This window comes from Phenylobacterium sp. CCH9-H3 (assembly GCF_001557235.1).
GTDB lineage: Bacteria > Pseudomonadota > Alphaproteobacteria > Caulobacterales > Caulobacteraceae > Phenylobacterium.
The window spans coordinates 23,135-45,361 of the sequence record NZ_LSJI01000046.1; the positions used below are offsets into that span (position 1 = coordinate 23,135).

The window sequence follows — 22,227 nt, forward strand, 5'->3', positions numbered from 1 at the left end:
GCTCAGCTGATCCGGGCCACCGCGGCGCCCAGCACCCGCACCAGGTCGGCCGGGGCGAGCCTGGCCTGCAATCCGCGCTGCCCCGCATTGACGAAGGCCTCGGGAAGCGCGGCCGCATCGGCGTCGATCACCGTCGGGACGGCGCGCTTCTGGCCGAAGGGGCTGACCCCGCCCACCCGATAGCCGGTCATCCGCTCGGCGTCGGCCGGCTTCATCATCTCGGCGGACTTGGCGCCCAGGGCAGCCGCCAGCTTCTTCATGCTGACCTCGCGGTCCGAGGCGAGCACCACGCAGGCGGGCTTGCCGTCGGCGCGCACCATCAAGGTCTTCAGCACCTCGCTGGGCGGCGCCCCCAGCGCCTCAGCGGCTTGCAGGCCGACGCGCTCGGCGTTCGGATCGTAGTCGTAGGTCGCCAGGCGATAGGCGACCCCAGCCGCATCGAGGGCCAGCGTGGCGGGCGTTGTTCGACTCATCGATGCTTTCGATACCCGGTGCGGGGACCACGCCGGAAGCCTGCGCCGTCGCCTTCAGCCCTTCCTGCCCATCAGGCAGAACATGGCGCCCTGCGGATCCATCCCCTGCAAGACCCAGTCGCCGCCGGGCACCTCCATGGGGCCGTTCAACACCTGGCCGCCGCCGGCCCGGACCCGCCCGGCCGCCGCGTCGATATCGCCGACACGGACGTAGTACAGCCAGCACGTGGCCGGGACGTTGTCCGGCTTCTGCATCATGCCGCCCACCTGGCCGTCCTGGTTGCTGAACAGCTGGTAGGCGCCCATGGGGCCCAGGTCGTGGACCTCGTCCTTCGTCCAGCCGAACAGCGCCTGGTAGAAGGCGAAGGTGGCGTCGGTGGGGCCGCTGTACAGCTCATGCCAGCCGGTATGGCCCGGGGCGTCCTTCGGCGCTTCCGGCCGTCCGCCCGGCGGCGGCGTGGGCTTCATCACCGCCAGCACCGCGCCCGCGGGATCGGCGATGATCGCGAAGCGGCCGACGCCGGGGATATCCTGCGGCTCGCGCATCACCGATCCGCCCAGGCTCCTGGCCTTCTCCGCGGCCGCGTCGGCGTCGTCCACCGCCACATAGGCCGTCCAGTTCGGCGGGATGCCCGCGGCCTTGTGGTCCTCGCCGAGGGCCATGACGCCTCCGACGCCATAGCCGTCGGCCTCCAGGACCCAGTACGGCATGTCGCCGCCCGGCATCTGCGAGGCGGTCCAGCCGACGACGTCGCCATAGAAGGCCCGGGCCCCCGCGACGTCGGGAGTCATGAGCTCGTACCAGATGAAACGGCCGTGGTCGGACATGGGCGCCTCCTGCTGAGGCTCCCGATCCTAGACCAGCCGCTTGCCGGCGTCGTCGATGATCGAGCCCAGATCCCGGGCTTCCTCGGCCATGATCATCTCATTGTGCGCCTTGCCGGAGGGGATCATCGGGAAGCAGTTCTCTTCCTTGGTGACCCGGCAGTCGAACAACACCGGCTTCCGGACCTCGACCATCTCGCGGATCTTGTCGTCCAGTTCGTCGGGGTGCTCGGCGCGGAAGCCGACGCCGCCATAGGCCTCGGCCAGCTTCACGAAGTCGGGCAGGGACGAGGAGTAGGAGTGCGAATAGCGCTCGCCGTGCAGCAGCTGTTGCCACTGGCGCACCATGCCCATCCACTCGTTGTTGAGGATGAACACCTTGATCGGCAGGTCGTACTGAACGGCCGTCGAGATCTCCTGCATGGTCATCTGCACGCTGGCGTCGCCGCCGATGTCGATGACCAGGGCGTCCGGGTGAGCCATCTGCACGCCCACGGCGGCCGGCAGGCCATAGCCCATGGTGCCCAGGCCGCCGGACGTCATCCAGCGGTTCGGCTCCTCGAAATGGTAGAACTGGGCGGCCCACATCTGGTGCTGGCCGACCTCGGTGGTGATGTAGGTGTCGCGGTCCTTGGTCAGCTCGTACAGGCGCTGGATGGCGTACTGCGGCTTGATCAGCTTGCTGTCCGGCGCATAGCCGAACGAGTTGCGAGCTCGCCAGCCATCGATCTCCGTCCACCAGGTCTTCATGGCGGCCGGATCGGTGGCCAGGTTCCGCTGCTTCCACGCCGCGATCATGTCCTCCAGCACCTGGCCCGCATCGCCGACGATGCCGATGTCGGCGCGGACGTTCTTGCCGATCGAACTGGCGTCCACGTCGATGTGGATCTTGCGCGAGGTGGGGGCGAAGGCGTCCAGGCGCCCAGTCACCCGGTCGTCGAAGCGTGCGCCGATGGCCACCATGACGTCGCAGTCGTGCATGGCGTTGTTGGCCTCGAACGAGCCGTGCATGCCCAGCATGCCCAGCCACTTCGGGTCCGACGCCGGGAAGGCCCCCAGGCCCATCAGGGTCGAGGTCACCGGCGCGCCGGTCAGTTCGGCGAACTCGCGCAACAGCCGGGCCGCCTTCGGGCCGGCGTTGATCACGCCGCCGCCGGTGTAGAGGATCGGCTTCTTCGCCTTGGCGATCATGGCGACGGCCTCGGCGATCTTGCCGGCGTCGCCCTTGGTCCGGGGCGAATAGTTGTGGGCGTGCTTCACCTCGCCCGGGCCCTTGTAGACGCCCTTGCCGAACTGGACGTCCTTGGGGATGTCGATGACCACCGGGCCGGGGCGGCCCGAGGTGGCGATATGGAACGCCTCGTGCAGGACGCGCGGCAGGTCGGCGACGTCCTTCACCAGGTAGTTGTGCTTGGTGCAGGGCCGGGTGATGCCGATGGTGTCGCATTCCTGGAAGGCGTCGGTGCCGATCAGGTGGGTGGCGACCTGGCCCGTGATCACGATCATGGGGATCGAGTCCATCAGGGCGTCGACGATGCCGGTGACCGCGTTGGTGGCGCCGGGACCGGAGGTGACCAGGACCACGCCCGGTTTGCCGGTCGACCGGGCATAGCCTTCGGCGGCGTGGGTCGCGCCCTGCTCGTGCCGGACCAGGACGTGCTGCAGCCGCGGCTCGGCGAACAGCGCGTCGTAGATGGGCAGGACCGCTCCGCCCGGATAGCCGAACAGCACCTCAACGCCCTGGTCGATAAGGGCGCGCACGACCATCTCGGCGCCGGAGATGGTGTCTTGCTGGGCTTCGATCGTCTGGTGGGCGGACATGTGGGGCTCGGGGTTCAGGGCAATAAAAAAGGCCCTCTGGGGGCCTGGGACAAGCGACCGGTCGGTCCTGACGCCATCGTCAGTCCGTTACGGCCGCCCTACGAGTACAAGAATGTTGCGCACGAGATTTCCCGCGAAAGATAGGAAACGGCGTGTCGCATGCTCTGCCTAGCCCGTCAAGGTGGGGTGGAGCGCAAGAAACTGCCTCCATTGGTGCGGGTGGTCTGCGGCGTCGATCCGCGGCCAGCCCGCCATCTGCCCGCGCATCCAGGTCATCTGGCGCTTGGCATAGCGGCGGGTCTCCTGCTGGGCGGCGGCCAGCGCGGTCGGAAGGTTCGTCTCGCCGCGCAGATGGGCGGCCAACTCGCGGACGCCCACCGCCTTCATGGCGGGCAGGGCGGGGTCGAGGCCGCGGGCCATCAAGGCGCGCACCTCGTCCAGGGCGCCCGTTGCGATCATCGCCTCCAGCCGCGCGTCGCAGCGCGCGTACAGCGCCTCGCGCGGCGGCTCCAGCGCCACGGCCGTCCAGGAGCCGGCGGGCAGGCCGCCCGAGGCCCTCGCCTGATGATCGGTGAGGCAGACGCCGGTCGCGGCATGAACTTCCCATGCGCGGGTCAGCCGCTGACGGTCGCCCACCTCGATGCGGGTCGCGGCGGCGGGGTCGACGGTCGCCAGCCTGGACCGGAAGGCCTCCTCGCCCATCGCCTCGAACTCGGCGGCCGCGGCATGGCGGACTTCCGCGGGGATCTCCGGGATCTCGGCCAGGCCCTTGGTCAGGGCGCTGAAGTAGAGGCCTGTGCCGCCGACCACGATCGCATCGCGGCCGCGTGCGCCGACGTCGGCGATGATGTCCGACGCCGCCCTCAGCCAGCGGCCCACCGACCAGCCATCGGCCGGATCGACCGTGCCGAACAAGTGATGCGGGGCGGCGGCCAGTTCATCAGCGGTCGGCCCTGCGGTGATCACCGAGAGGCCGGCGTAGAGCTGCATGGAATCGGCATTGACGATCTCGCCGCCCGTCGACCGCGCCAGCTCTTGCCCGAGGGCGGACTTGCCGCTTGCGGTCGGTCCGGCGATCAGCCAGATGCGGCCCGTCATGGAACTCGTCCTCACCCTCGTCGGCCCCGATCCGGCCCAGGCGGCCATAGCCGCGGATCGCGCGTCTTCAGCGCTCGCAGCCGCAGGGGCGGGCGTCAAGGCGCCCATCCCGCTGGGCGATGGCGCCCTGGACATCCCGGTGATCGCCGCTCCGGCCGACGCGCGCGCGAAGGTGGAGGGAGCGTTGGTCGACGTGGCGGTGGATGCCTGCCTCCAGCCCGCCGCCGGCCGCAGGAAGCGCCTGCTGATCGCCGACATGGACTCCACGATCATCAACGTCGAATGCATCGACGAGCTGGCCGACTTCGCCGGCGTGAAGGCTCAGGTCTCCGAGATCACCGAGCGGGCCATGCGGGGCGAGCTGGACTTCGAGGGGGCGCTCAAGGCGCGGGTGGCGATGCTGAAGGGGCTGCCGCTCGCCGACCTGCAACGGGCCTATGACGAGCGGGTGCGGCTCAACCCCGGCGCGCGGACGCTGGTGCGGACCATGACCGCCCATGGCGCCAAGGCGTTCCTGGTATCGGGCGGCTTCAACTTCTTCACGCGCCGGGTGGCGGAGGCAGCGGGGTTCGACGCCAACCGCGCCAACACCCTGATCGAGGCGGACGGCGCCTTGGCGGGCCAGGTTGGCGAACCGATCCTCGGTCGCGAAGCCAAGCTGGCGGCGCTGAGAGAAGAGGCCGCCAACCTCGGCATCCCGCTATCGGAAACCCTGGCGGTTGGAGACGGGGCGAACGACCTGGCCATGATCGAGGCGGCGGGACTGGGCGTGGCCTACCGCGCCAAGCCGATCGTGGCGGCTGAGGCCGACGCCAAGGTCGACCACGCCGACCTCACGGCGCTGCTCTACTTCCAGGGCTATTGCGCCGACCAGTTCGCGACCGACTGATGGCGCTTCCCCGCACCCCCAAGGCCGTGGTGTTCGACATGGACGGCCTGCTGGTCGACACCGAGACGGTGGTCTACCGGGCCATGCAGCGGGCGGCCGGCGGGATCGGCTCGGAAATGCCGTTCGGCACCTTCCAGCGCATGGTCGGCCTGCAGCACGCGCACAGCGACCTGATCCTGATCGAACATTTCGGCGACGGCTTCGACCTGGCGGCCTGGTCCGCCGCCGTCAGCGCCCACTTCCGCGAAGAGCTGGCCGCCGGCATCGCGCTCAAGGCGGGGGCGGTGGAGATCCTGGACCATCTTGACGACCTGGGCTTGCCGCGCGCCATCGCCACCTCGTCCAGCCTGGAGAGCGTCCGCGCCAGCCTGGGGCCGCACAGCCTGGTGGACCGCTTCCACGCCCTGATCACCCGCGACGTCCAGACTCGCGGCAAGCCGCATCCCGAGCCCTTCCTGAAGGCCGCGGAGGCCCTGGGGATCGATCCTGTCGACTGCCTTGCGCTGGAGGACAGTCACAATGGCGTTCGGGCCGCCTCGGCGGCGGGGATGATGACGGTCATGGTGCCGGACATGCTGGACCCGACAGAGGAGATGGAGACGCTCTGCGTTCGCATCGCCCGCGACCTGCATGAGGTTCGGACCTGGCTGGGCTAGAAAAACCCTCCTCCCGGCCGGGACCAGGGAGGAGGGACAGTCACCGGACCCATGGGCTTGGGGGCCTCTCGGCCGGTTCTGCGGAGAGCCATTGGGCGTAGGCGAGCGTGAGCGGCGGAGCCTTCAGCCGAGCGACCGCGGCGGCGACGGCTTCGCGACGACAGCGCCACTCGCGGCCTTCCCGACCAGGAAACAGTTGGGATCGCGGTTGGGTGCAAAGCTCACGTGCGGCGCCGTTGAGCCGTGCCAGCATTGCAGCCGCACCCGCCGCGCTGGTGAGATCAAGGTCGCTGATGACCACCCGCGCCATCAGAAGTTCGCGACGGGGCTCTGCTTGCGCCGCGCCCGCCAGAGCGGCGGCGGCTAGCAACAACATGCCTATCCGATGCACCGACGCCTCCATTTGTTACGCAAGTAATTTTCTACAGGCGTAACAAATTGAGTCAAGCCGGCATCGCGCGGCGTTCACGAAGTGGCGGGCGTCCTATCGTCCCGTCGGACCGCGTTCGAAGTAGCGGAAGAATGCGCTATCGGGGGACAGGACCAGGGTCGTCTCGCCGTCGGCGAGGCTTGCCTCATAGGCCTGCATCGAGCGGAAGAAGGCCGCGAACGACGGGTCCTTGCCGAAGCTGTTGGCGAAGATCCGGGTGCGCAGGGCGTCGCCCTCACCAGTGATCTGGCCCGACTGCTCACGGGCGGTGGCGAGCGTGATCGCCACCTCCTTGTCGGCCTGGGCGATGATCTCGCGCTTCTTCTGTTCCCCCTCGGCGCGCAGCTGGGCGGCGACCTGCTGGCGGGAGGTCGACATGCGGCGGAAGACCGCCTCGCGGTTCTGGGCCGGCAGGTCGGCGCGGCGGATGCGCAGATCGATGACCTCAATCCCGAGGCGGGAGGCCTTGGCTCTGCGATCGACGTCGACGCGGGCCTGCTGCATCAGCTGGGCGCGGCGGCCGGAGATGATGTCGGTGGCGCTGGCCGAGCCCAGCACCTGGCGCAGGGACGAGTTCACCAGTCGTTCGATCCGGTCCGCCGCCGTCTGCTCGTCGCGCAGGGTGCGGTAGAACTGCAGGGGATCGGAGATGCGGTAGCGGATGAAGGCGTCCACCACGAGCCGCTCCTGGCCCGCGGTGATGATCTCCTCCTGGTCGGCCTCCAGCGCGATGTTGCGCCGGTCCATCTTGAAGACCTGCTGGAAGAACGGGACCTTCAGGTGCAGGCCCGCCTCACTCTTGCCGGGCGCGTTGATCACGCGGACCGGATCGCCGAGGGCCACCACCAGCGCCTGCTGGCGCTGGTCGACCACGAAGAAGGTCTGCGTCAGGGTGAACAGGAGCGCGGCGGCCAGCAGGCCGTAGACGACATGGCGGGAGCTGGTCATTGGGCGCCCTTCGACTGGGGCTGGGTCGGCGCGGCCTCGACTTGCGGCGGGGGCGCCAGGGCCTGGCTCCGCGGCCGGAACACGTCGGGGGGCAGGATGATCGGGGCCGTGGCGCCCTTGGCGTCGATCACCACCTTGTTGGACGACTGCAGGATCCGCTGCATGGTCTCGATGTAGAGACGGTCGCGGGTCACACCCGGGGCGCGGCGGTACTCGGTGTAGATCTGATTGAACCGCGCCGCCTCGCCGGTGGCTTCGCGCACGGCCTGCTCGCGATAGGCCTGGGCGGCCTGGGTGATGCGCGCGGCGTCGCCCTTGGCCTCGTTGATCACGCGGTTGCGATAGGTGTTGGCCTCGTTCTCGGCGCTGTCGGCGTCCTGCTGGGCGTTGTTCACCTCGCGGAACGCGCCGACCACTTCCGGCGGCGGGTTGGCCGAGCGGATCTGCACTTCAACGATGCTGATGCCGGCGCCCCAGGAGTCCAGGGTCCGCTGCATCAACTCGGCGGTCTGCTGCTGCACCTGGCCTCGGCCCGTCGAGATGATGGGCTGGAGCGGGGTCTTGCCGACCACCTCGCGCATGGCGCTCTCGGCGACCGCCTTCACGGCCGCCTCGGGGTCGCGCGTGGCGAACAGATAGCGGGCGGCGTCCGACACGCGCCAGGTGACGCTGAAGTCGATGTCGATGATCTGCTCATCGCCCGTCAGCATCTGGCTTTCGGCCGGAGAGTCGGCCTCGGGGCCGCTCCCGCCGACCAGCGTGTTGTTGAGCTTGGTGACCGCCACCTTCTCGACCCGCTCGATGGGGAAGGGCAGGTGGTAGTTGGGCCCGGGGGAGGCGGACCGCGAATAGGAGCCGAAGGTCAGCACCACCGCCTGTTCGCCCGGCTGGACCAGATAGATGCCCGAGGCCGCCCAGAGCGCGAAGACGCCGCCGGCGATGATGGGGATCAATCCGCGCCTGGGCCGCCCGCCCGGGCCGCCCATCATGTCCCGCAGGCGCTGGGCGATCTGATCGAAATTGGCGTTGAAGTCGGGGCCGCCGGGACGGCGCGGGCCGCCGCCGCCGCCCGAGGGGCGCCGTGGCTGGTCGCGTTTGTCGTCGCCGCCGGACGGCGAACCCCAGGGTCCCGGGTTGGCGTTGTCGTTCCAGGGCATCAGGTGGTTCGCGTCATGCTCCCTCGGGACATTCACTCAGTCCCTTGAACGCCCGTGTCTAAAGCCCCCATCGGACTTGTAAACCGGCGCCTCCAGCCGGATATGAGACCCCCACCTGAGCAAAGCAAGACAAAGCGGCATGAGCGAAGCGGCAGGCCCCGACCGGACGGCCATCCTGAAGGCCCTCGACGAGGTCATCGATCCCAAGTCGGGGAAGGGGCTGGCCAGCGCAGGCCTGGTGCGCGGCCTCGTGCTGCGTAGCGGCCGCGCCGCCTTCATGCTGGAGGTCGCGCCGGCCGACATCGACCTCTACCGCACGGTGCGCGACCGCGCCGAGGAGGTGCTGGCCCTCGCCGACGGCGTCGAGACGGCGCAGGTGGTGCTGACCTCGGAACTTCAGGCGCCGTCGGCGCCGCAACTGAAGGTCAGTCCCCGCCGGCCGCAGCCTGGCGAGACGCCGCCGGCCCGCCGCGCCCGCATCGCGGAGGACCCTCAGGCCCAGCTCCACCCGATGGTGGACGCGGTGCGGCCGCCGCATGTGAAGAAGGTCATCGCGGTCGCCAGCGGCAAGGGCGGAGTGGGCAAGTCGACGGTCTCGACCAACCTGGCCGCGGCTTTCGCGGTGCTGGGCAAGCGGGTCGGCCTCCTCGACGCCGACATCTACGGCCCCTCGGCGCCGACCATGCTGGGCGTCGACGGCGACCCGACCTTCGACGCGGACAAGCGGCTGAACCCCATGGAGGCGTGGGGCGTGAAGGTCATGTCCATCGGCTTCATCGTCGAGCCGGGCACCGCCAATATCTGGCGCGGCCCCATGGCCTCCTCGGCCCTGCGCAGCCTGCTGAACTCCAACTGGGGGACCGAGGCCGAGCCGCTGGACGTGCTCGTCATCGACCTTCCGCCCGGCACCGGCGACATCCAGCTCACGCTCGTGCAGAAGCTGAAGATGGACGGGGTGGTGATCGTCTCCACGCCGCAGGAGATCGCCCTGATCGACGCCCGCCGCGCGGCGCAGATGTTCGAGAAGACGGGCGCGCCGATCCTGGGCGTGGTCGAGAACATGGCCTATTTCGCCGACAGCTCCGGCGCGCGCGTGCCGATCTTCGGCGAGGGCGGAGCTCGGCGGGAGGCGGAGCGGCTGGGCGTGCCGCTGCTGGCCGAGATTCCGATCGAGGTGCCGCTGCGCGAAGCCTGCGACGCCGGACGGCCGCTGGTGGCGACCAATACCGAGAGCGCGGCGGCCCAGGCGTTCCTGGAGCTGGCCCGCAAGCTCTCCTAGACGGCGCGCGTCACCGGGTGGACGCCGGGCTTGGCAACTCCTCGCCGGTGAGACCTTCCAGGGCGGCGGCGGGGTCGAAGGTGGTCGCTTCCCGCGCCTCGAGCTGGCGGCGCACCTCGGCCGCGCGCTCGGCCGTCAGGCGGTAGCCGATCAGGCACGCCGCTCCCAGCATGACGAACACGATCGGGCCGATGAGGAACGACAGCATGAGCGCGTTGATCGCCTCGGGACTGTTCCGCTGACCCAATTGAGGGTCGTAGCCCACGCGGGAAAGCACGCCGAAGGTCAGGAAGATCGAGCCGCCGGCCGCGATCTTGGTGGTGAGGGTGGTCATGGCGAACAGCAGGCCGCTGCGCTCCTTGCCCTGCTTCAGACGGATCTCGTCGGCGACGTCGGCGGTCATGGCCCGGGTCAGGACGTTGAATCCCGCCGCCAGGAAGCCCGTGAAGAAGAGGGTGGGCAGGGACGCCAGGACATAGCCCTTGGGCAGGAACGGCAGGGTGACGAGCAGAAGCGAATAGCCAACCGCGGTCAGCATCACCGTACGATGCTTGCTGATCTTCGTCGCCAGCCAGGCCAGGAACGGGGCTCCGAACACGCCGGCGAGGATATAGATCGCCAGCAGGATGTTCGCCTCGGCGGCGGTGAACTGCATGTAGTCGCGGCTGTAGAAGAGGTAGAGCGCGGCCATCCAGCCGGGACCCAGCGACACCACCAGATCGACGAGCAGGATGCGGGACATGCTGTGGTCCGTGACCAACTCCCAGTAGTCCCGCAGGCGGAAGCGCTGGCCTGGCGCCTCTGCGGCGATGGTCTCAGGCGTGCGCCAGACCACGAGCGCGACGGCGACGGGGGTCAGGAAGATCAGGTACCAGACCATGGCGCGTACGCCCTCGGCGTCGCTGTAGCCGGCGTTCTCCATGACGATCGGGATCGCCAGCACGCTGACCGCCCCCAGCACACCCACCGCCATCATGACCCCGAACAGCCGGGCGCGGTCGTCGTAGGACTTGGCGAGGGTCGAGGCCCAGGCCTGGTGCGACAGCATCAGGATCGAGACGCCGAGATACATCACCAGCAGCCAGGTGATGAGGTAGTCGGTGCCGACGCCGCGGCCGGCGGTCAGCAGCATGTAGAGGCCCAGCATCATCAGCGGCGCGCCGGCGAGGGTCCACACGCGGTAGCGGCCGAACCGGCTCCGGGTCCGGTCCATGCCGAGGCCGAGCATGACCTCGATGGGCACGTCGATCAGGCGCACCGTGCCGAAGGCTGCGGCGACCACCGCCAGCGGCACTCCGATGCTGGCGGCGAAGTAGGCCGGAAGGTGCACCGCCACCGCGATCATCAGGGCCTGCAACGGCAGGCTGGTCGCCGCGAAGGTCAGCGCGAGGCTGAGCGGGAGGCGCCTGTCATTGGGCCCGGCGGTGGCTGTCATCTGTCCTCCCTGCGCCGGCGCCACTGCCGGGCGCCGTGCGCGTCACGCTAAGTCTGGATCAGGTCGTGGTTCTCACCGCCGGGAACTCCGGGTCCCCCGCCATCGCCTCGACGATGCTGCCGCCCTCGGCCAGGGCGTCGCGTTCGGCCAGTTTCTCGCGGATCTCGGCGTGCCGGTCGGCCGACAGTCTGTAGCCGATGAAACAGGCCCCCGCCGCCATGACGAAGACGATGGGGCCGACGATATAGGCCAGCTCCAGGCCGCGGATCGCCTCGGGCGTGTTCACCGCGCCCTCCTTGGCCTGGTAGCCCACCGCGGTCAGGGCGAAGTTGAAGGTGAACAGCACGGCCCCGGCTTGCGCCAGCTTAGTGGTGGCGTTGGTGACGGCGTAGACCAGCCCCATCCACTCGCGCCCGCTGTCCAGCCGCAACTCGTCGGCGATGTCGCCGGCCAGCGCCCGGATCATGACGGTGAAGCCGGCCGCCATGGCGCCGACGATGAACATCAGGGGGGCGAAGATCACGAAGCTGCCCGCCGGCAGGAAGGGCAGGATCATCAGCCCGACCGAGTAGAGCGTGGTGTTGAACATCAGCGCGCGGTGCTTGCTGATCCGGTTGGCGAGCCAGGCGGTGAACGGCGCGCCCGCGAACCCGGCGGCGATGTAGATCATCAGCAGGATGTTGGCTTCGGCGATCGAGAAGCCCCGGCTATCGCGGAAATAGAAGAGGTAGAGGGCGGCCATCCAGCCAGGCCCGAGCGTCACGAAGAAGTCGGCGGCCAGGAGGCGGAGCACGTTCCCGCGGCGGATCAGGGTGAGGTAGTCCCGCGCCCTGAATTCGGTGCTGTGGTCCTTGGCGATGGTCTCACGGGTGGAGGCCAGCACGATCAGCACCGTGACCGGCACGGCGCCGATGATGAACCAGATCATCGCGCGGATGCCCTCAGCCTCGCTGTAGCCAGCGACGCCCATCAGGATCGGGATCAGCAGCACGGCCATGGCGCCGATCACGCCCAGGCCGGTGATGGCGCCGAAGATGCGCGACCGCTGCTCGTAGGTCGGTCCGAGCCGCGCGCCCCAGGCCAGGTGCGCCAGGTAGACGCCCGAGTAGCCGAGGTACATGACCAGCAGCCAGCCCACGAGGTAACCCAGGCCTACGCCGGACGGCGCCGCCAGCAGCATGTAGAAGCCGGCCATCAGCACCGGCGCACCGAGCAGCATCCAGATGCGGTAGCGGCCAAACCCGGTGCGCGTCCGGTCCATGGCCACGCCGATACCGGCGTCGATGGGGATGTCGATCAGGCGCACCAGCCCGAAGGCGGCGCCCACGACGGCGAGCTCCAGCCCGATGCTGGAGGCGAAGTAGCGTGGGAGGTGGACGGAGAGCGCCAGTTGCAGCGCGGCGATCGGGATGCTGGCCGAAGCGAACGCCAGGACTCCGGGCAGGGTGAGATGACCGGAAAGAGCCGCCTTGGGTTCCGACACGAGCACCATCCTCCGCCGCGCCTCTCACCGGGCGCCGCGCAAACTTACGCGCGTTCAGTCAGGGGCGCGCAAGCGGTTTCCGATTACAAAACTGAAAGAGGGCCATGCGTCGCCGCATGGCCCTCCCGGTGTCTCGCGCGTGTTGAACGGCCAGGTCGAACCTAGCCGCCCTGCATCTTGCGGAAGAACTTCTGGGTCTGCTCGCCGCCGTTCATGTAGGCCTTGGCGCCGGTCTCGTCGGTGATCTTGGCCCAGTTGTCGCGGACCGCTTCCACCGAAGCCTTGTTGCCCAGGTAGACGCCCTCGGTCTCGACGATGCGGGACAGGGCGAAGGCGCCGGCGCCGGCGGTCAGGATCGCGCCGGTCGGGGCTTCTTCCGAGCACAGGAACACGACGCCCGGGGTCACGTACTCGGGCTTCAGTTGCTCCAGCACCTGCGGCGGCATGCCCAGGTTCTCGGTCATCCGCGTGGCGGCCACCGGGCTGATGGCGTTGACGTGGACGTTGTTCTTCTGGCCCTCGAGCTTCAGGGTGTTCATCAGGCCGATGAGGCCCAGCTTGGCCGCGCCATAGTTGGACTGGCCGAAGTTGCCGTAGAGGCCCGAGGACGAGGTGGTCACGACGATGCGGCCATAGTTCTGGGTCCGCATGATCTCCCAGACCGCCTTCACCGGCTTGACCGTGCCGAACAGGTGGACGTCGACCACGACGCTGAAGTCGCCGAATTCCATTTTGGCGAAGGTCTTGTCGCGCAGGATGCCGGCGTTGGCGATCAGGATGTCGATGCGGCCCCAGGCGTCCATGGCGTCCTTGACCATCCGGGCGACGCCGGCGTCATCGGTCACCGACGAGCCGTTGGCGATGGCTTCGCCGCCCAGGGCCTTGATCTCTTCCACGACCTTGTTGGCCGCGTCCGAGCCGCCGCCCGAGCCGTCCATCGAGCCGCCCAGGTCGTTGACCACGACCTTGGCGCCGCGCCGCGCCAGTTCCAGCGCATGCTGCCGGCCCAGGCCGCCGCCCGCGCCCGTCACGATCGCCACTTTGCCGTCGAAGCGGATGTCCGCCATGAGATCCCTCGTTGAACAGGTGTTCGAAATCGGCGCGCGTTGTGCGGCGCGGGAGGGATGGCGTCAAGGCGACGTCAGGGAATGGGGTCAAGCCTCGGACGTCAGCTGCGGGGCGCGTCGACCGCTTGCGCCTGCTGCTGGCCGCGGACGAACTTCACCAGAACCCGCTGGCCGATGAGGAACGGGGCGCCGGTGGAGTCCACCACCACCTCGACCACCCGGTCGTCGGTGCGCTCGGTGGGGTCGTCCGACTGCAGTTTGCGCGCGCCGAACACTGCCGCCCGCCGCAGGACCTTGCCCGGATAGACCTTGGTCGGGTCGCTCTCGGGCGACATCTGCACCGTCTGGCCGACGCCGACGAAGGGCAGGGAGCCCTCGGCGATCTCGGCGCGCACGATGCGGCCGGCGCGCGGCTCCACGTCGAACATGTTCGAGACGTTCAGGGTCGAGGCCCCGGCGCCCGGATTGGCGTAGCGGCGGACGATGCGGCCGTCGGCCGGGGCGCGGATGATCGACAGCTCCTGGTCGTACCGGGACTCGTTCAGCCGGGCCTGGGTGGTGGCGACCACGGCCTGTTGGGCCATGATGCGGGCTTCGGCCTCGCGCACCGCGTCGCGGGCCTGGTCCAGCTTCTGGGCGGCCACGAAGTTGGAGGGGGCCAGACCCTCCAGCCGGCGCTGCTCGCGCTGGGCGGCCGAGAGCTGGACCTGGAGCAGGGCGAGGGCGGCGCGGGCCTGGCGCACTTCGGCCGAGGCGCGTTCGGCGGCCAGGCGAGGCTCGTCGTCCTCCAGGCGCGCAAGCACCTGGCCCTTCACCACGTCGTCGCCCTCCTGGACCAGCACGTCCCGGATGACGCCGGCCCGGCGGGCGGCCACCTGGATGATGCCGCCTTCCACGTCGGCCTTGCCGTTGGCGATGGCGGCATAGGGGCTGGGCTTCACCGCGGCGGCGGCCTTGGTCTCTTCGGCCTTCTTGGCCTTGGCCTGGTTGGACATGAACATCGCGCCGCCGCCCCCCAGGACCAGGAGGACCAGGGCGATCCAGACGAAGCGGTTGCGGAGGAGGGCGGGCATGGACGTCAGGCCTCGATGAGCTCGGGTTGTCGTTGGGCGGGAGCCGCGGGAGCGGCCGTTTGCACGCGCCGGTCGTCCAGGATGCGGCCGTCTTCCAGATGGATGACGCGGTCGGCGTAGGCTTCCAGGCGCGGGTCGTGGGTGACGCAGATCACGGCGGCGCCGTGCTGCTTGGCCGCCCGCTGGATCAGCTTGATCACCACCTGGCCGTTCTCGCCGTCGAGCGCGCTGGTGGGCTCGTCGGCGAACAGCAGGCGGGGATCCTTGGCCAGGGCGCGGGCGATGGCGACCCGCTGCTTCTCGCCGCCCGACAGTTCGGACGGGCGCTGGTTCATGCGGGTCTCGAGGCCCACTTCCATCAGCGCATTGGCGGCCTTCTCGCGGGCGACCGCCTTGGAATGCCCTTGGTACTTCAGGATGATCTCGACCTGCTGCAGGGCGGTCAGGGCCGAGAACAGGTTGAAGCCCTGGAAGATGAAGCCGCAGTGGTCCAGACGGAACCGGTCCAGCCGGCCGGAGCGCATGCCCCAAATGTCCTGTTCCAGGGCGGTGACCTTGCCCTCGTCGGGCTTCAGCAGGCCTGAGAGCGCCGCCACCAGGGTCGACTTGCCCGAGCCGGAGGGGCCCATGACCATGGTCACCTCGCCGTGCCGGGCGTCGAAGTCGACGCGCTTCAGCACCTCGATGTGGCTGCGCCCGGTCTTGAAGCGCTTGTAGATCCCCTGGGCCACGATGGCCGGCTTGGCAGAACTCATCGCAGCAGGTCCGCAGGTTGGCTCTTCTTCAGCACGCCCAGGGCCAGCAGCCCCGAGACGCCCGAGATCACGAGCAGCAGGATGGAGACGCCGATCACCCACGGTGCGGGAAAGCCCATCGGCAGGCCGCCGCGGCTGGCGAGCAGGTAGACCCCGCCGGTGAAGAGCGCCGTGGCGGCCAGGCCCACCAGGCCCACCCAGAACGACAGCTCGACCACGATCAGGCGGAGCGAGCCCATGCCGACGCCCAGGGCGCGCAACGAGGCGAACTCCTTGATCGACGACAGGATGGCGCCGCGCAGCGTCTGCGAGGTGATGCCCACGCCGATCAGGAAGCCCAGGAAGACCGAGAAGCCCAGGAAGATGCCGATGATCTGTTCCTTCATCAGCGCGCCTTCGTTGGCCTCGGCCAGTTGCTGGCGGGTCCAGGCCTTGTAGGCGCCCTTGGCGTCGGCGTTCAGCTGGTCGCGGACGACCTCCGCCCGGGCGGGGTCCGCGATGCGCACCATCAGGGGGCCGGTCTTCCCGCCCTTGGTCAGCATGCCCATCATCCGCATCGTGTCGCGGGACATGGTCACTGACGCGTTGTTCACGTCCGGATAGCCCGTGAGGATCGCGCGGACGTAGACGGTCTTGCCGTTCAGCGAGGCCGCATCGCCCAGCTTCACGCCCAGGCGGCCCAATTGGCTCTGGTCGATGGCGACCGAATAGGGTTCCAGGAGGGCGGTGCGGATCTCCTCGGTGAAGTCGGTCGGCAGGTTCACGGCGCCGGGGCGCGTGTCGACCATGTTGACGTTCACATAGGTGGTGACGGCCTTCTTGCCGTCCTTGGGGCGGTTGATCCAGCGGCCGCCATCACCATCGAAGGCGGCGACCTCGACCACCTCGGGATGCATGTAGATCTGCGGCTGGAGACGCGCCGGCAGGGAGCCGCCGCCGGAGTTGATCAGGCTCTCCATCTTGGCGGGCAGGATCATGATGTCGGCGCGGGACCGGTCGATGGTCGCGGTGGCGCCCTTCACGATGCCGGTGAACATGCCCACCTGGGCCAGGATCAGCAGGCCGGAAAAGGCCAACGCCACGACGGCGGCCGTGTAACGCCGCCACTCGTACAGCAGTGTTGCAAGCGCCAGAGACATTGTGACGAACAGCCCTCAACCTTCGAGCGCGGATGTCGCCGCCGGTCGGCCTGCCGAGCCAGTTAAATCGCGGTAAGGCCGGCAACCGTCGGGGGCGTTTAGGGCGCTCGCTGACTAGGAGGCGCGAGGGGGATCGGGCGGATGCGGCGGCCCCGATTAAACCTTCGTAATCCGCTCGAGCGGGCCGCCGCGCATCCAGTCGATGAACGCCCGGAGCGCCGGCGAGACCTGGCGGCGGCTGGGATAGTAGATGCTGTAGCCGGGAAAGGGCGGGCACCAGTCTTCCAGCAGGCGCACGAGGGCGCCGGACTCCAGCTCCTCGCGCACGGACGGCTCCGCGACGAAGGCGATCCCCGCGCCGTCCACTGCGGCGTCCTTGAGGAGCTGGGCGTCGTCCACGATGAGCGGGCCGTCGACCGCCACCCGGCGCACGTCGTCGCCCTTCTCGAGTTCCCAGTCGTAGAAGGCGCCGGACGGCCAGCGCAGCCGGAAACAGGCGTGGCCGGCCAGGTCGTCCGGCGTCTTCGGAACGCCGCGGCGGGCGAGGTACTCCGGCGAGGCCACCGCCGCCATGCGCAGGGGTTTGCCGATGCGCACGGCGATCATCTCGGCCGGTAGGTTCTCGTCGAAGCGGATGCCGGCGTCGAAGCCGCCGGCCACGATGTCGATCAGGGCGTTGTCGCTCACCACCTCCACCCGGATATCGGGATAGGCCTTGAGGAACCCGCCCAGTCTTGGAGCGATGGCGAGGCGCGCCGCCGAGCGCGGCACGCTGAGCCGCAACCGCCCTGCGGGATGCTCGCGGAACGCGGCCACCTCCATCAGGCCGGCTTCGATGTCGGCCAGCGCCGGAGACAGGCGCGCCAGCAGCCGCTCGCCGGCCTCGGTGGGCGCCACGGCGCGGGTGGAGCGGTTGAGCAGCCGCACGCCCAGGGCCGTCTCCATCCGCCGCAGCCGGTGGCTGAGCGCCGAGGCCGAGACCCCCATCGCCTCGCCGGCGCGCCGGAAGCTGCGCAGTTCGGCCAACAGGGCGAAGGCGGCGAGATCGGGGATCGAGCGGCGGTCCATTGCTGAATTTTGCTCAATGAACCGATGACGCCACAAGCGGTTTTCGCCGCCGCACGCGCGCGCCACCTGTTGGACACCTCGCCGCAAAGGAGATCGCCATGCAGACGCGCAAGCTTGGAACCCAGGGCCTGGAGGTGTCCGCCATCGGCTTCGGCTGCATGGGGCTCTCGGGCGTGTACCAGCCCGCCGCCGAGGAGGCGCAGGCGCTGGCCGTGCTCGGCCGGGCGGTGGAGCTGGGCGTCACGTTCTTCGACACCGCCGAGATCTACGGCCTGCAGACGAACGAGGTGCTGGTGGGCAAGGGCCTGAAGCCCTTCCTGGACCGGGTGGTGATCGCGACCAAGTTCGGCTTCGATGTCGAGGACGCGAGGAAGAACGGCCGCCCAGCCGGCACCAACAGCCGGCCCGAAAACATCAGGACCGTGGCCGACGCATCGCTGAAGCGCCTAGGCGTCGAAGTCATCGACCTGTTCTACCAGCACCGCGTCGACCCCAACGTGCCGATCGAGGACGTGGCCGGCGCCGTGCGCGACCTCGTGAAGGCGGGCAAGGTGAAGTATTTCGGCCTGTCGGAAGCCGGCCCCGATACGATCCGCCGCGCCCATGCCGTCCACCCTGTCAGTGCTGTGCAGAGCGAATATTCCCTGTGGTCGCGAGATCCGGAGCGGGCGGCCCTGCCGGTCTGCCGCGAGCTCGGGATCGGCTTTGTGCCCTACAGCCCCCTGGGCCGCGGGTTCCTGGCCGGCGGCTTCAAGCCCACAGCCGAAGGTCCGGACTTCCGCCGCTTCATGCCGCGCTTCCAGGGCGAGGCGCTGCAGAAGAACCTAGGCCTCGTGGAGACCCTGACCGCCCTGGCCGCCGAGAAGGGGCGCACCCCGGCCCAGCTGGCGCTCGCCTGGCTGCTGAGCCGCGGCGACGATATCGCGCCCATCCCCGGGACCACCAAGATCCCGCGGCTGGAAGAGAACGTGGCCGCCGCGGATATCGTCCTTGGTCCGGACGACCTGGCCGCCATCGAGGCGGCCGTGCCCGAGACGGCGGTCGAGGGCGCCCGCTACGACGAACGCGGACTTTCGATGGTCAACCTCTAGCTCTGCAGGGCGCTGGCGCGACGCCGCGCTTGCGCCCGGACCGCTTTCGGCGTGGATTGCCCGGCTAGGCCGCTGAATCGGCGGCGCATCGGGGGATGCATGTTCGGTCCGGAAAACGCCCAGAGCCTCGTCGGCGTGGCGGTCATACTGTCGGTCTGCTGGGCGCTGTCGGAGAACCGGGCGAAGTTCCCGTGGAAACTGGCCATCGGCGCCATGCTGGTGCAGGGCCTTCTGGTCCTCGCGCTCTTCGGCCTGCCGGCCCTGCGGTCGGGCCTCCAGGGCGTGGGTGTCGCCGTCGACGGGCTGGCCTCGTCCACCCAGGCGGGCGTCGCCTTCGTGTTCGGCTTCCTCGCCGGCACGCCGAACCAGCCCTATCCGCTGACCGACGCCGGCTCGCTGTTCGTGTTCGCCTTCCGCGTGCTGCCGGTGATCCTGGTGGTCTGCGCCCTGGCGGCCCTGCTTTGGCACTGGAAGATCCTGGTCTGGATCACCCAGGCCTTCGGTTTTGTCTTCGAGCGCACCATGGGCCTGCGCGGCCCGCCCGCCCTGGCCACCGCCGCCACCGTCTTCATGGGTCAGGTCGAAGGGCCGATCTTCATCCGCAGCTACCTGCCCAGCCTGTCGCGCTCGGAGCTGTTCATGCTGATCGCCGTCGGCATGGCCTGCGTGTCCGGCTCGACCATGGTGGCCTATGCGACGATCCTTGCCGGCGTGCTGCCAGGCGCCGCCGCCCACGTCCTGACCGCCTCCATCGTCTCAGCTCCGGCCGGCGTGCTGCTGGCGCGGATCATCGTGCCGCGTGACGCCGCCATCGAGCAGGCCCAGGCCTACGATCCGCTGGCCGCCAAGAAGTACGACAGCTCGATCGACGCCCTGATCAAGGGCACCACCGACGGGCTGCAGATCATGCTCAACGTCGGCGCGACGCTGATCGTGTTCGTGGCCCTGACCGCCATGGTCAACAACATCCTGGGCGCGTTCGGCGACGTGGCGGGCGCGCCGCTGTCGGTGGAGCGGGGCCTGGGCGTGGTCTTCGCCCCGCTGGCCTGGGCCATCGGCGTGCCCTGGCACGACGCGCCGGCCGCCGGCTCGCTGCTGGGCGTGAAGCTGGTGCTGACCGAGTTCACCGCCTTCATCAAGATGGGCGCGATCCCGGTGGACGCCATGGACCCACGCACCCGCGTGCTGATGACCTATGCGCTGTGCGGCTTCGCCAACATCGCCTCGGTGGGCATCAACCTGGCCGGCTTCTCGGTGCTGGTGCCCGAGCGGCGCAACGAGATCGTGGGCATGGTCTGGAAGGCCATGATGGCCGGCTTCCTGGCGACCTGCCTCACCGCCTCGATCGTCGGCCTGTTGCCCGCCAGCCTGTTCGGCTAGGCGGGTCGGCGCCGCTTGCCTCACGGGAGGGGAAGGGCGCTAGCCTTCCGGAAAGGCAGGAGGACGCCCATGAAGGTCTACGATACGCCGCTCGCGCCCAATCCGCGGCGGGTCCGCTGGGTCATGGCCGAGAAGGGGATCACCGACGTCGAGGTGATCACGCTCAACCTCATGGAGGGCCAGCACAAGACGCCGGACTATCTGGCCAAGGCGGGCCTGGCCAACGTGCCCATGCTGGAGATGGACGATGGGACCTGCGTCACCGAGTCCATCGCCATCTGCCGCTACCTCGAGAGCCGCTATCCCGAACCCAACCTGTTCGGCCGCACACCCGAAGAGGTGGCAGTCATCGAGATGTGGCTGCGTCGCGTCGAAATGATGATCGCCACGCCGCTGATGATCGGCGTGCGGCACACCCATCCGGCCATGGGGGCCCTGGAGCAGCAGGTTCCGGCCGTGGGCGAGCACAGCCTCCAGGGCGGCGCGCGGGCGTTGAAGGTGCTGGACCGGCAGCTTGGGGGGCGCGAGTGGATCGCCGCCGACCGCCTGACCATCGCCGACATCGTGGCCTTCATCGGCCTGGATTTCGGCCGGATGATCAAGTTCCGGCCGCCGGAGGAGCTGCGCAACCTCGCCCGCTGGGCCGAGGCCATGCGCGCCCGCCCCGCAGCCAAGGCCGGCATGCCGCAGAAGGCGTCGGCGTAAACGGGAGGCGGCCTTCCGGGCCGCCTCGGCGTGCGACAGTTCGTCTCGCTTGAGGGCGGTCGCGCCGGTCGGGCTACGCTTCTGCAAGGTTTCCCGTGCGTAAGGCGAGGTCTCGACATCGGAGATCCGCCCTTTGAGCCGCCTGTCCCTGTCCACGAAGATCGCCGTCATGGTCGCTGTCGTCCTGACCGTGCTCGCGGTGGCGCTATGTCTGACCACCATGCGCCTGATGACGGCCGAGGCCACCAAGCTGGCCAACGAGCGGCAGGAATCGAACATGCGCGTGGCCCAGGCCGTCCTGCAGGAATACGGGGAAGGCTATCGGCTCGAAGGCGAGACGCTCTACATCGGGCGGCAGGCCCTGAACGGCTTCTATGCGCCGGTGGACCGCGTCCGGGCGCTGGTGGGCGGCACGGCCACCATCTTCGCCGGCGACAAGCGGGTCGCCACGAACGTCAAGAAGCCCGATGGCTCGCGCGCTGTAGGCACGACGCTCGCCGCCGGCCCTGCGCGCGACGCCGTGCTCGGCCGGGGCGAGCCCTATCGCGGCGAGGCGGATATCCTCGGCACGCCCTATTTCGTGGCCTACGACCCCATCCGATCGGCGGACGGCAAGGTGATCGGCGTCCTCTACGTCGGGATCCCGAAGGCCGACTTCCTGGCCAGCGTCGCTCAGGCCAACCTGCTGACGGCAGGCGTCAGCGGCGTGGCGGCGCTGATCGTCGTGATCGCCTGCCTGTTCATCAGTCGCCGGATGTTCGCGCCGCTGAAGGGTCTGGCCGCGGCCATGGAGGCGCTTGGCCGGGGCGCGTCCGACATCAAGGTGCCCTGGGCGGCGCGGGCCGACGACATCGGCGCCATGTCGCGGGCCGTGATCGGCTTCCAGGAAGCGGCCCGTGAGAAGTCGCGCCTCGAGAGCGAGGCCGCCGAGCTCCGCGCGGCCACCGACGCCGAGCGGGCCGAAGCGGCGGCCGTGCAGTCGCGGGAGGCCGCGGCCGACGCGGCCGCGTTCGCCGCGCTGGGCGAGGGTCTGGAGGCCGTGGCCCAGGGCGATCTGACCTACCGCGTCCGCGCCGAGGTTGCGCCCAAGGCCCAGCGCCTCAAGGACGACTTCAACCGCGCCATCGAGACCCTCCAGGCGACCATCGGCCAGGTGGCTAACGGCGCCGTCGGCATGCGCGGCGAAAGCAGCCAGATCAGCCAGGCTGCGAACGACCTGTCGCGCCGCACCGAACAGCAGGCGGCGGGCCTGGAGGAGACCGCCGCGGCGCTCGACCAGATCACCGCCACCGTCCGTCGGACCGCCTCGGGCGCCGCCCAGGCGCGCGAAACGGTGGCCGCCGCCCAAATCGTTGCGGCCCGCTCCGGCGAGATCGTCGGCTCGGCCATCGCGGCCATGGGCGAGATCGAGAACTCCTCCAGCCAGATCAGCCAGATCATCGGCGTGATCGACGA

21 protein-coding genes are annotated in these 22,227 nt (G+C 69.4%); 7 read left to right on the forward strand and 14 right to left on the reverse strand.

The genetic code is table 11. The features are described 5' to 3' along the window. Positions 1-2: 2 nt before the first annotated feature. The 4 genes from ybaK to miaA form a co-directional block, all read right to left on the reverse strand. Positions 3-473 carry a Cys-tRNA(Pro) deacylase gene (gene ybaK, locus AX721_RS03970; protein WP_068874732.1) on the reverse strand — a complete coding sequence of 157 codons (471 nt, stop codon included), beginning with the start codon at positions 471-473 and terminating at the stop codon, positions 3-5. 54 nt (positions 474-527) lie between these two features. After that, positions 528-1,301 (reverse strand): VOC family protein, encoded by a 774-nt coding sequence (locus tag AX721_RS03975; protein ID WP_068874733.1) that lies wholly within the window; start codon positions 1,299-1,301, stop codon positions 528-530. A gap of 27 nt (positions 1,302-1,328) precedes the next feature. Beyond that, positions 1,329-3,119: an acetolactate synthase 3 large subunit gene (locus AX721_RS03980; RefSeq protein WP_068874734.1), complete on the reverse strand. Its 1,791-nt coding sequence runs from the start codon at positions 3,117-3,119 to the stop codon at positions 1,329-1,331. Between the two features lie 168 nt (positions 3,120-3,287). Beyond that, the gene (miaA, locus tag AX721_RS03985; RefSeq protein WP_068874735.1) at positions 3,288-4,217 is read right to left on the reverse strand and encodes a tRNA (adenosine(37)-N6)-dimethylallyltransferase MiaA; all 930 of its coding nucleotides are present in this window, start codon (positions 4,215-4,217) and stop codon (positions 3,288-3,290) included. Between miaA and serB the strand changes: the two genes are divergently transcribed. Further along, positions 4,216-5,106 carry a phosphoserine phosphatase SerB gene (gene serB, locus AX721_RS03990; RefSeq protein ID WP_156466996.1) on the forward strand — a complete coding sequence of 297 codons (891 nt, stop codon included), beginning with the start codon at positions 4,216-4,218 and terminating at the stop codon, positions 5,104-5,106. The two genes, miaA and serB, sit on opposite strands and share 2 nt — an antisense overlap. Further along, a complete protein-coding gene (locus AX721_RS03995; RefSeq protein ID WP_068874736.1) occupies positions 5,106-5,762 on the forward strand; it encodes an HAD family phosphatase in 657 nt (218 codons plus the stop codon). The genes serB and AX721_RS03995 overlap by 1 nt, the downstream gene beginning before the upstream one ends. Positions 5,763-5,802: 40 nt before the next feature. Here AX721_RS03995 and AX721_RS28730 read toward each other — a convergent pair whose 3' ends face one another. From AX721_RS28730 to hflK, 3 genes are all read right to left on the reverse strand, one after another. Further along, positions 5,803-6,165 (reverse strand): UrcA family protein, encoded by a 363-nt coding sequence (locus AX721_RS28730; RefSeq protein WP_082765382.1) that lies wholly within the window; start codon positions 6,163-6,165, stop codon positions 5,803-5,805. Between the two features lie 81 nt (positions 6,166-6,246). After that, positions 6,247-7,140, reverse strand: a complete 894-nt coding sequence (hflC, locus tag AX721_RS04000; RefSeq protein ID WP_068874737.1) for a protease modulator HflC — start codon at positions 7,138-7,140, stop codon at positions 6,247-6,249. Further along, positions 7,137-8,297 (reverse strand): FtsH protease activity modulator HflK, encoded by a 1,161-nt coding sequence (gene hflK, locus AX721_RS04005; protein ID WP_068874738.1) that lies wholly within the window; start codon positions 8,295-8,297, stop codon positions 7,137-7,139. Before hflK ends, hflC begins: the two co-directional genes overlap by 4 nt. 139 nt (positions 8,298-8,436) lie before the next feature. Here hflK and AX721_RS04010 point away from each other — a divergent pair, with 139 nt between their 5' ends. Continuing rightward, positions 8,437-9,576, forward strand: coding sequence for an Mrp/NBP35 family ATP-binding protein (locus tag AX721_RS04010; protein ID WP_068874739.1), 1,140 nt, complete (start codon positions 8,437-8,439; stop codon positions 9,574-9,576). A gap of 10 nt (positions 9,577-9,586) precedes the next feature. On the opposite strand, the gene AX721_RS04015 is transcribed toward AX721_RS04010, so the two are convergent. The 7 genes from AX721_RS04015 to AX721_RS04045 all read right to left on the reverse strand — a co-directional run bounded on the left by AX721_RS04015 (position 9,587) and on the right by AX721_RS04045 (position 17,596). After that, positions 9,587-11,011, reverse strand: coding sequence for an MFS transporter (locus AX721_RS04015; RefSeq protein ID WP_068874740.1), 1,425 nt, complete (start codon positions 11,009-11,011; stop codon positions 9,587-9,589). 58 nt (positions 11,012-11,069) lie between these two features. Next, positions 11,070-12,494, reverse strand: coding sequence for an MFS transporter (locus AX721_RS04020; protein ID WP_197422455.1), 1,425 nt, complete (start codon positions 12,492-12,494; stop codon positions 11,070-11,072). Between the two features lie 161 nt (positions 12,495-12,655). After that, positions 12,656-13,561, reverse strand: a complete 906-nt coding sequence (locus AX721_RS04025) for an SDR family NAD(P)-dependent oxidoreductase (RefSeq protein WP_068874742.1) — start codon at positions 13,559-13,561, stop codon at positions 12,656-12,658. 101 nt (positions 13,562-13,662) lie between these two features. Further along, the gene (locus tag AX721_RS04030; protein ID WP_068874743.1) at positions 13,663-14,634 is read right to left on the reverse strand and encodes an efflux RND transporter periplasmic adaptor subunit; all 972 of its coding nucleotides are present in this window, start codon (positions 14,632-14,634) and stop codon (positions 13,663-13,665) included. Positions 14,635-14,639: 5 nt separating this feature from the next. Next, positions 14,640-15,389, reverse strand: a complete 750-nt coding sequence (locus tag AX721_RS04035) for an ABC transporter ATP-binding protein (RefSeq protein ID WP_068874744.1) — start codon at positions 15,387-15,389, stop codon at positions 14,640-14,642. Beyond that, a complete protein-coding gene (locus tag AX721_RS04040) occupies positions 15,386-16,528 on the reverse strand; it encodes an ABC transporter permease (protein ID WP_068874745.1) in 1,143 nt (380 codons plus the stop codon). The genes AX721_RS04035 and AX721_RS04040 overlap by 4 nt, the downstream gene beginning before the upstream one ends. Before the next feature lie 156 nt (positions 16,529-16,684). Continuing rightward, the gene (locus AX721_RS04045) at positions 16,685-17,596 is read right to left on the reverse strand and encodes a LysR family transcriptional regulator (protein ID WP_068874746.1); all 912 of its coding nucleotides are present in this window, start codon (positions 17,594-17,596) and stop codon (positions 16,685-16,687) included. Between the two features lie 98 nt (positions 17,597-17,694). On the opposite strand from AX721_RS04045, the gene AX721_RS04050 reads away from it, so the two are divergent. The 4 genes from AX721_RS04050 to AX721_RS04065 all read left to right on the forward strand — a co-directional run. Beyond that, complete coding sequence (locus tag AX721_RS04050) at positions 17,695-18,687, forward strand: aldo/keto reductase (protein WP_068874747.1); 993 nt, start codon at positions 17,695-17,697, stop codon at positions 18,685-18,687. 99 nt (positions 18,688-18,786) lie between these two features. Next, positions 18,787-20,067: a NupC/NupG family nucleoside CNT transporter gene (locus tag AX721_RS04055; RefSeq protein WP_068874748.1), complete on the forward strand. Its 1,281-nt coding sequence runs from the start codon at positions 18,787-18,789 to the stop codon at positions 20,065-20,067. A gap of 69 nt (positions 20,068-20,136) precedes the next feature. Further along, the gene (locus AX721_RS04060; RefSeq protein WP_068874749.1) at positions 20,137-20,772 is read left to right on the forward strand and encodes a glutathione S-transferase family protein; all 636 of its coding nucleotides are present in this window, start codon (positions 20,137-20,139) and stop codon (positions 20,770-20,772) included. Positions 20,773-20,905: 133 nt separating this feature from the next. After that, positions 20,906-22,227 (forward strand): methyl-accepting chemotaxis protein (locus AX721_RS04065; protein ID WP_068874750.1); only part of this gene is annotated, 1,322 nt, incomplete at its 3' end.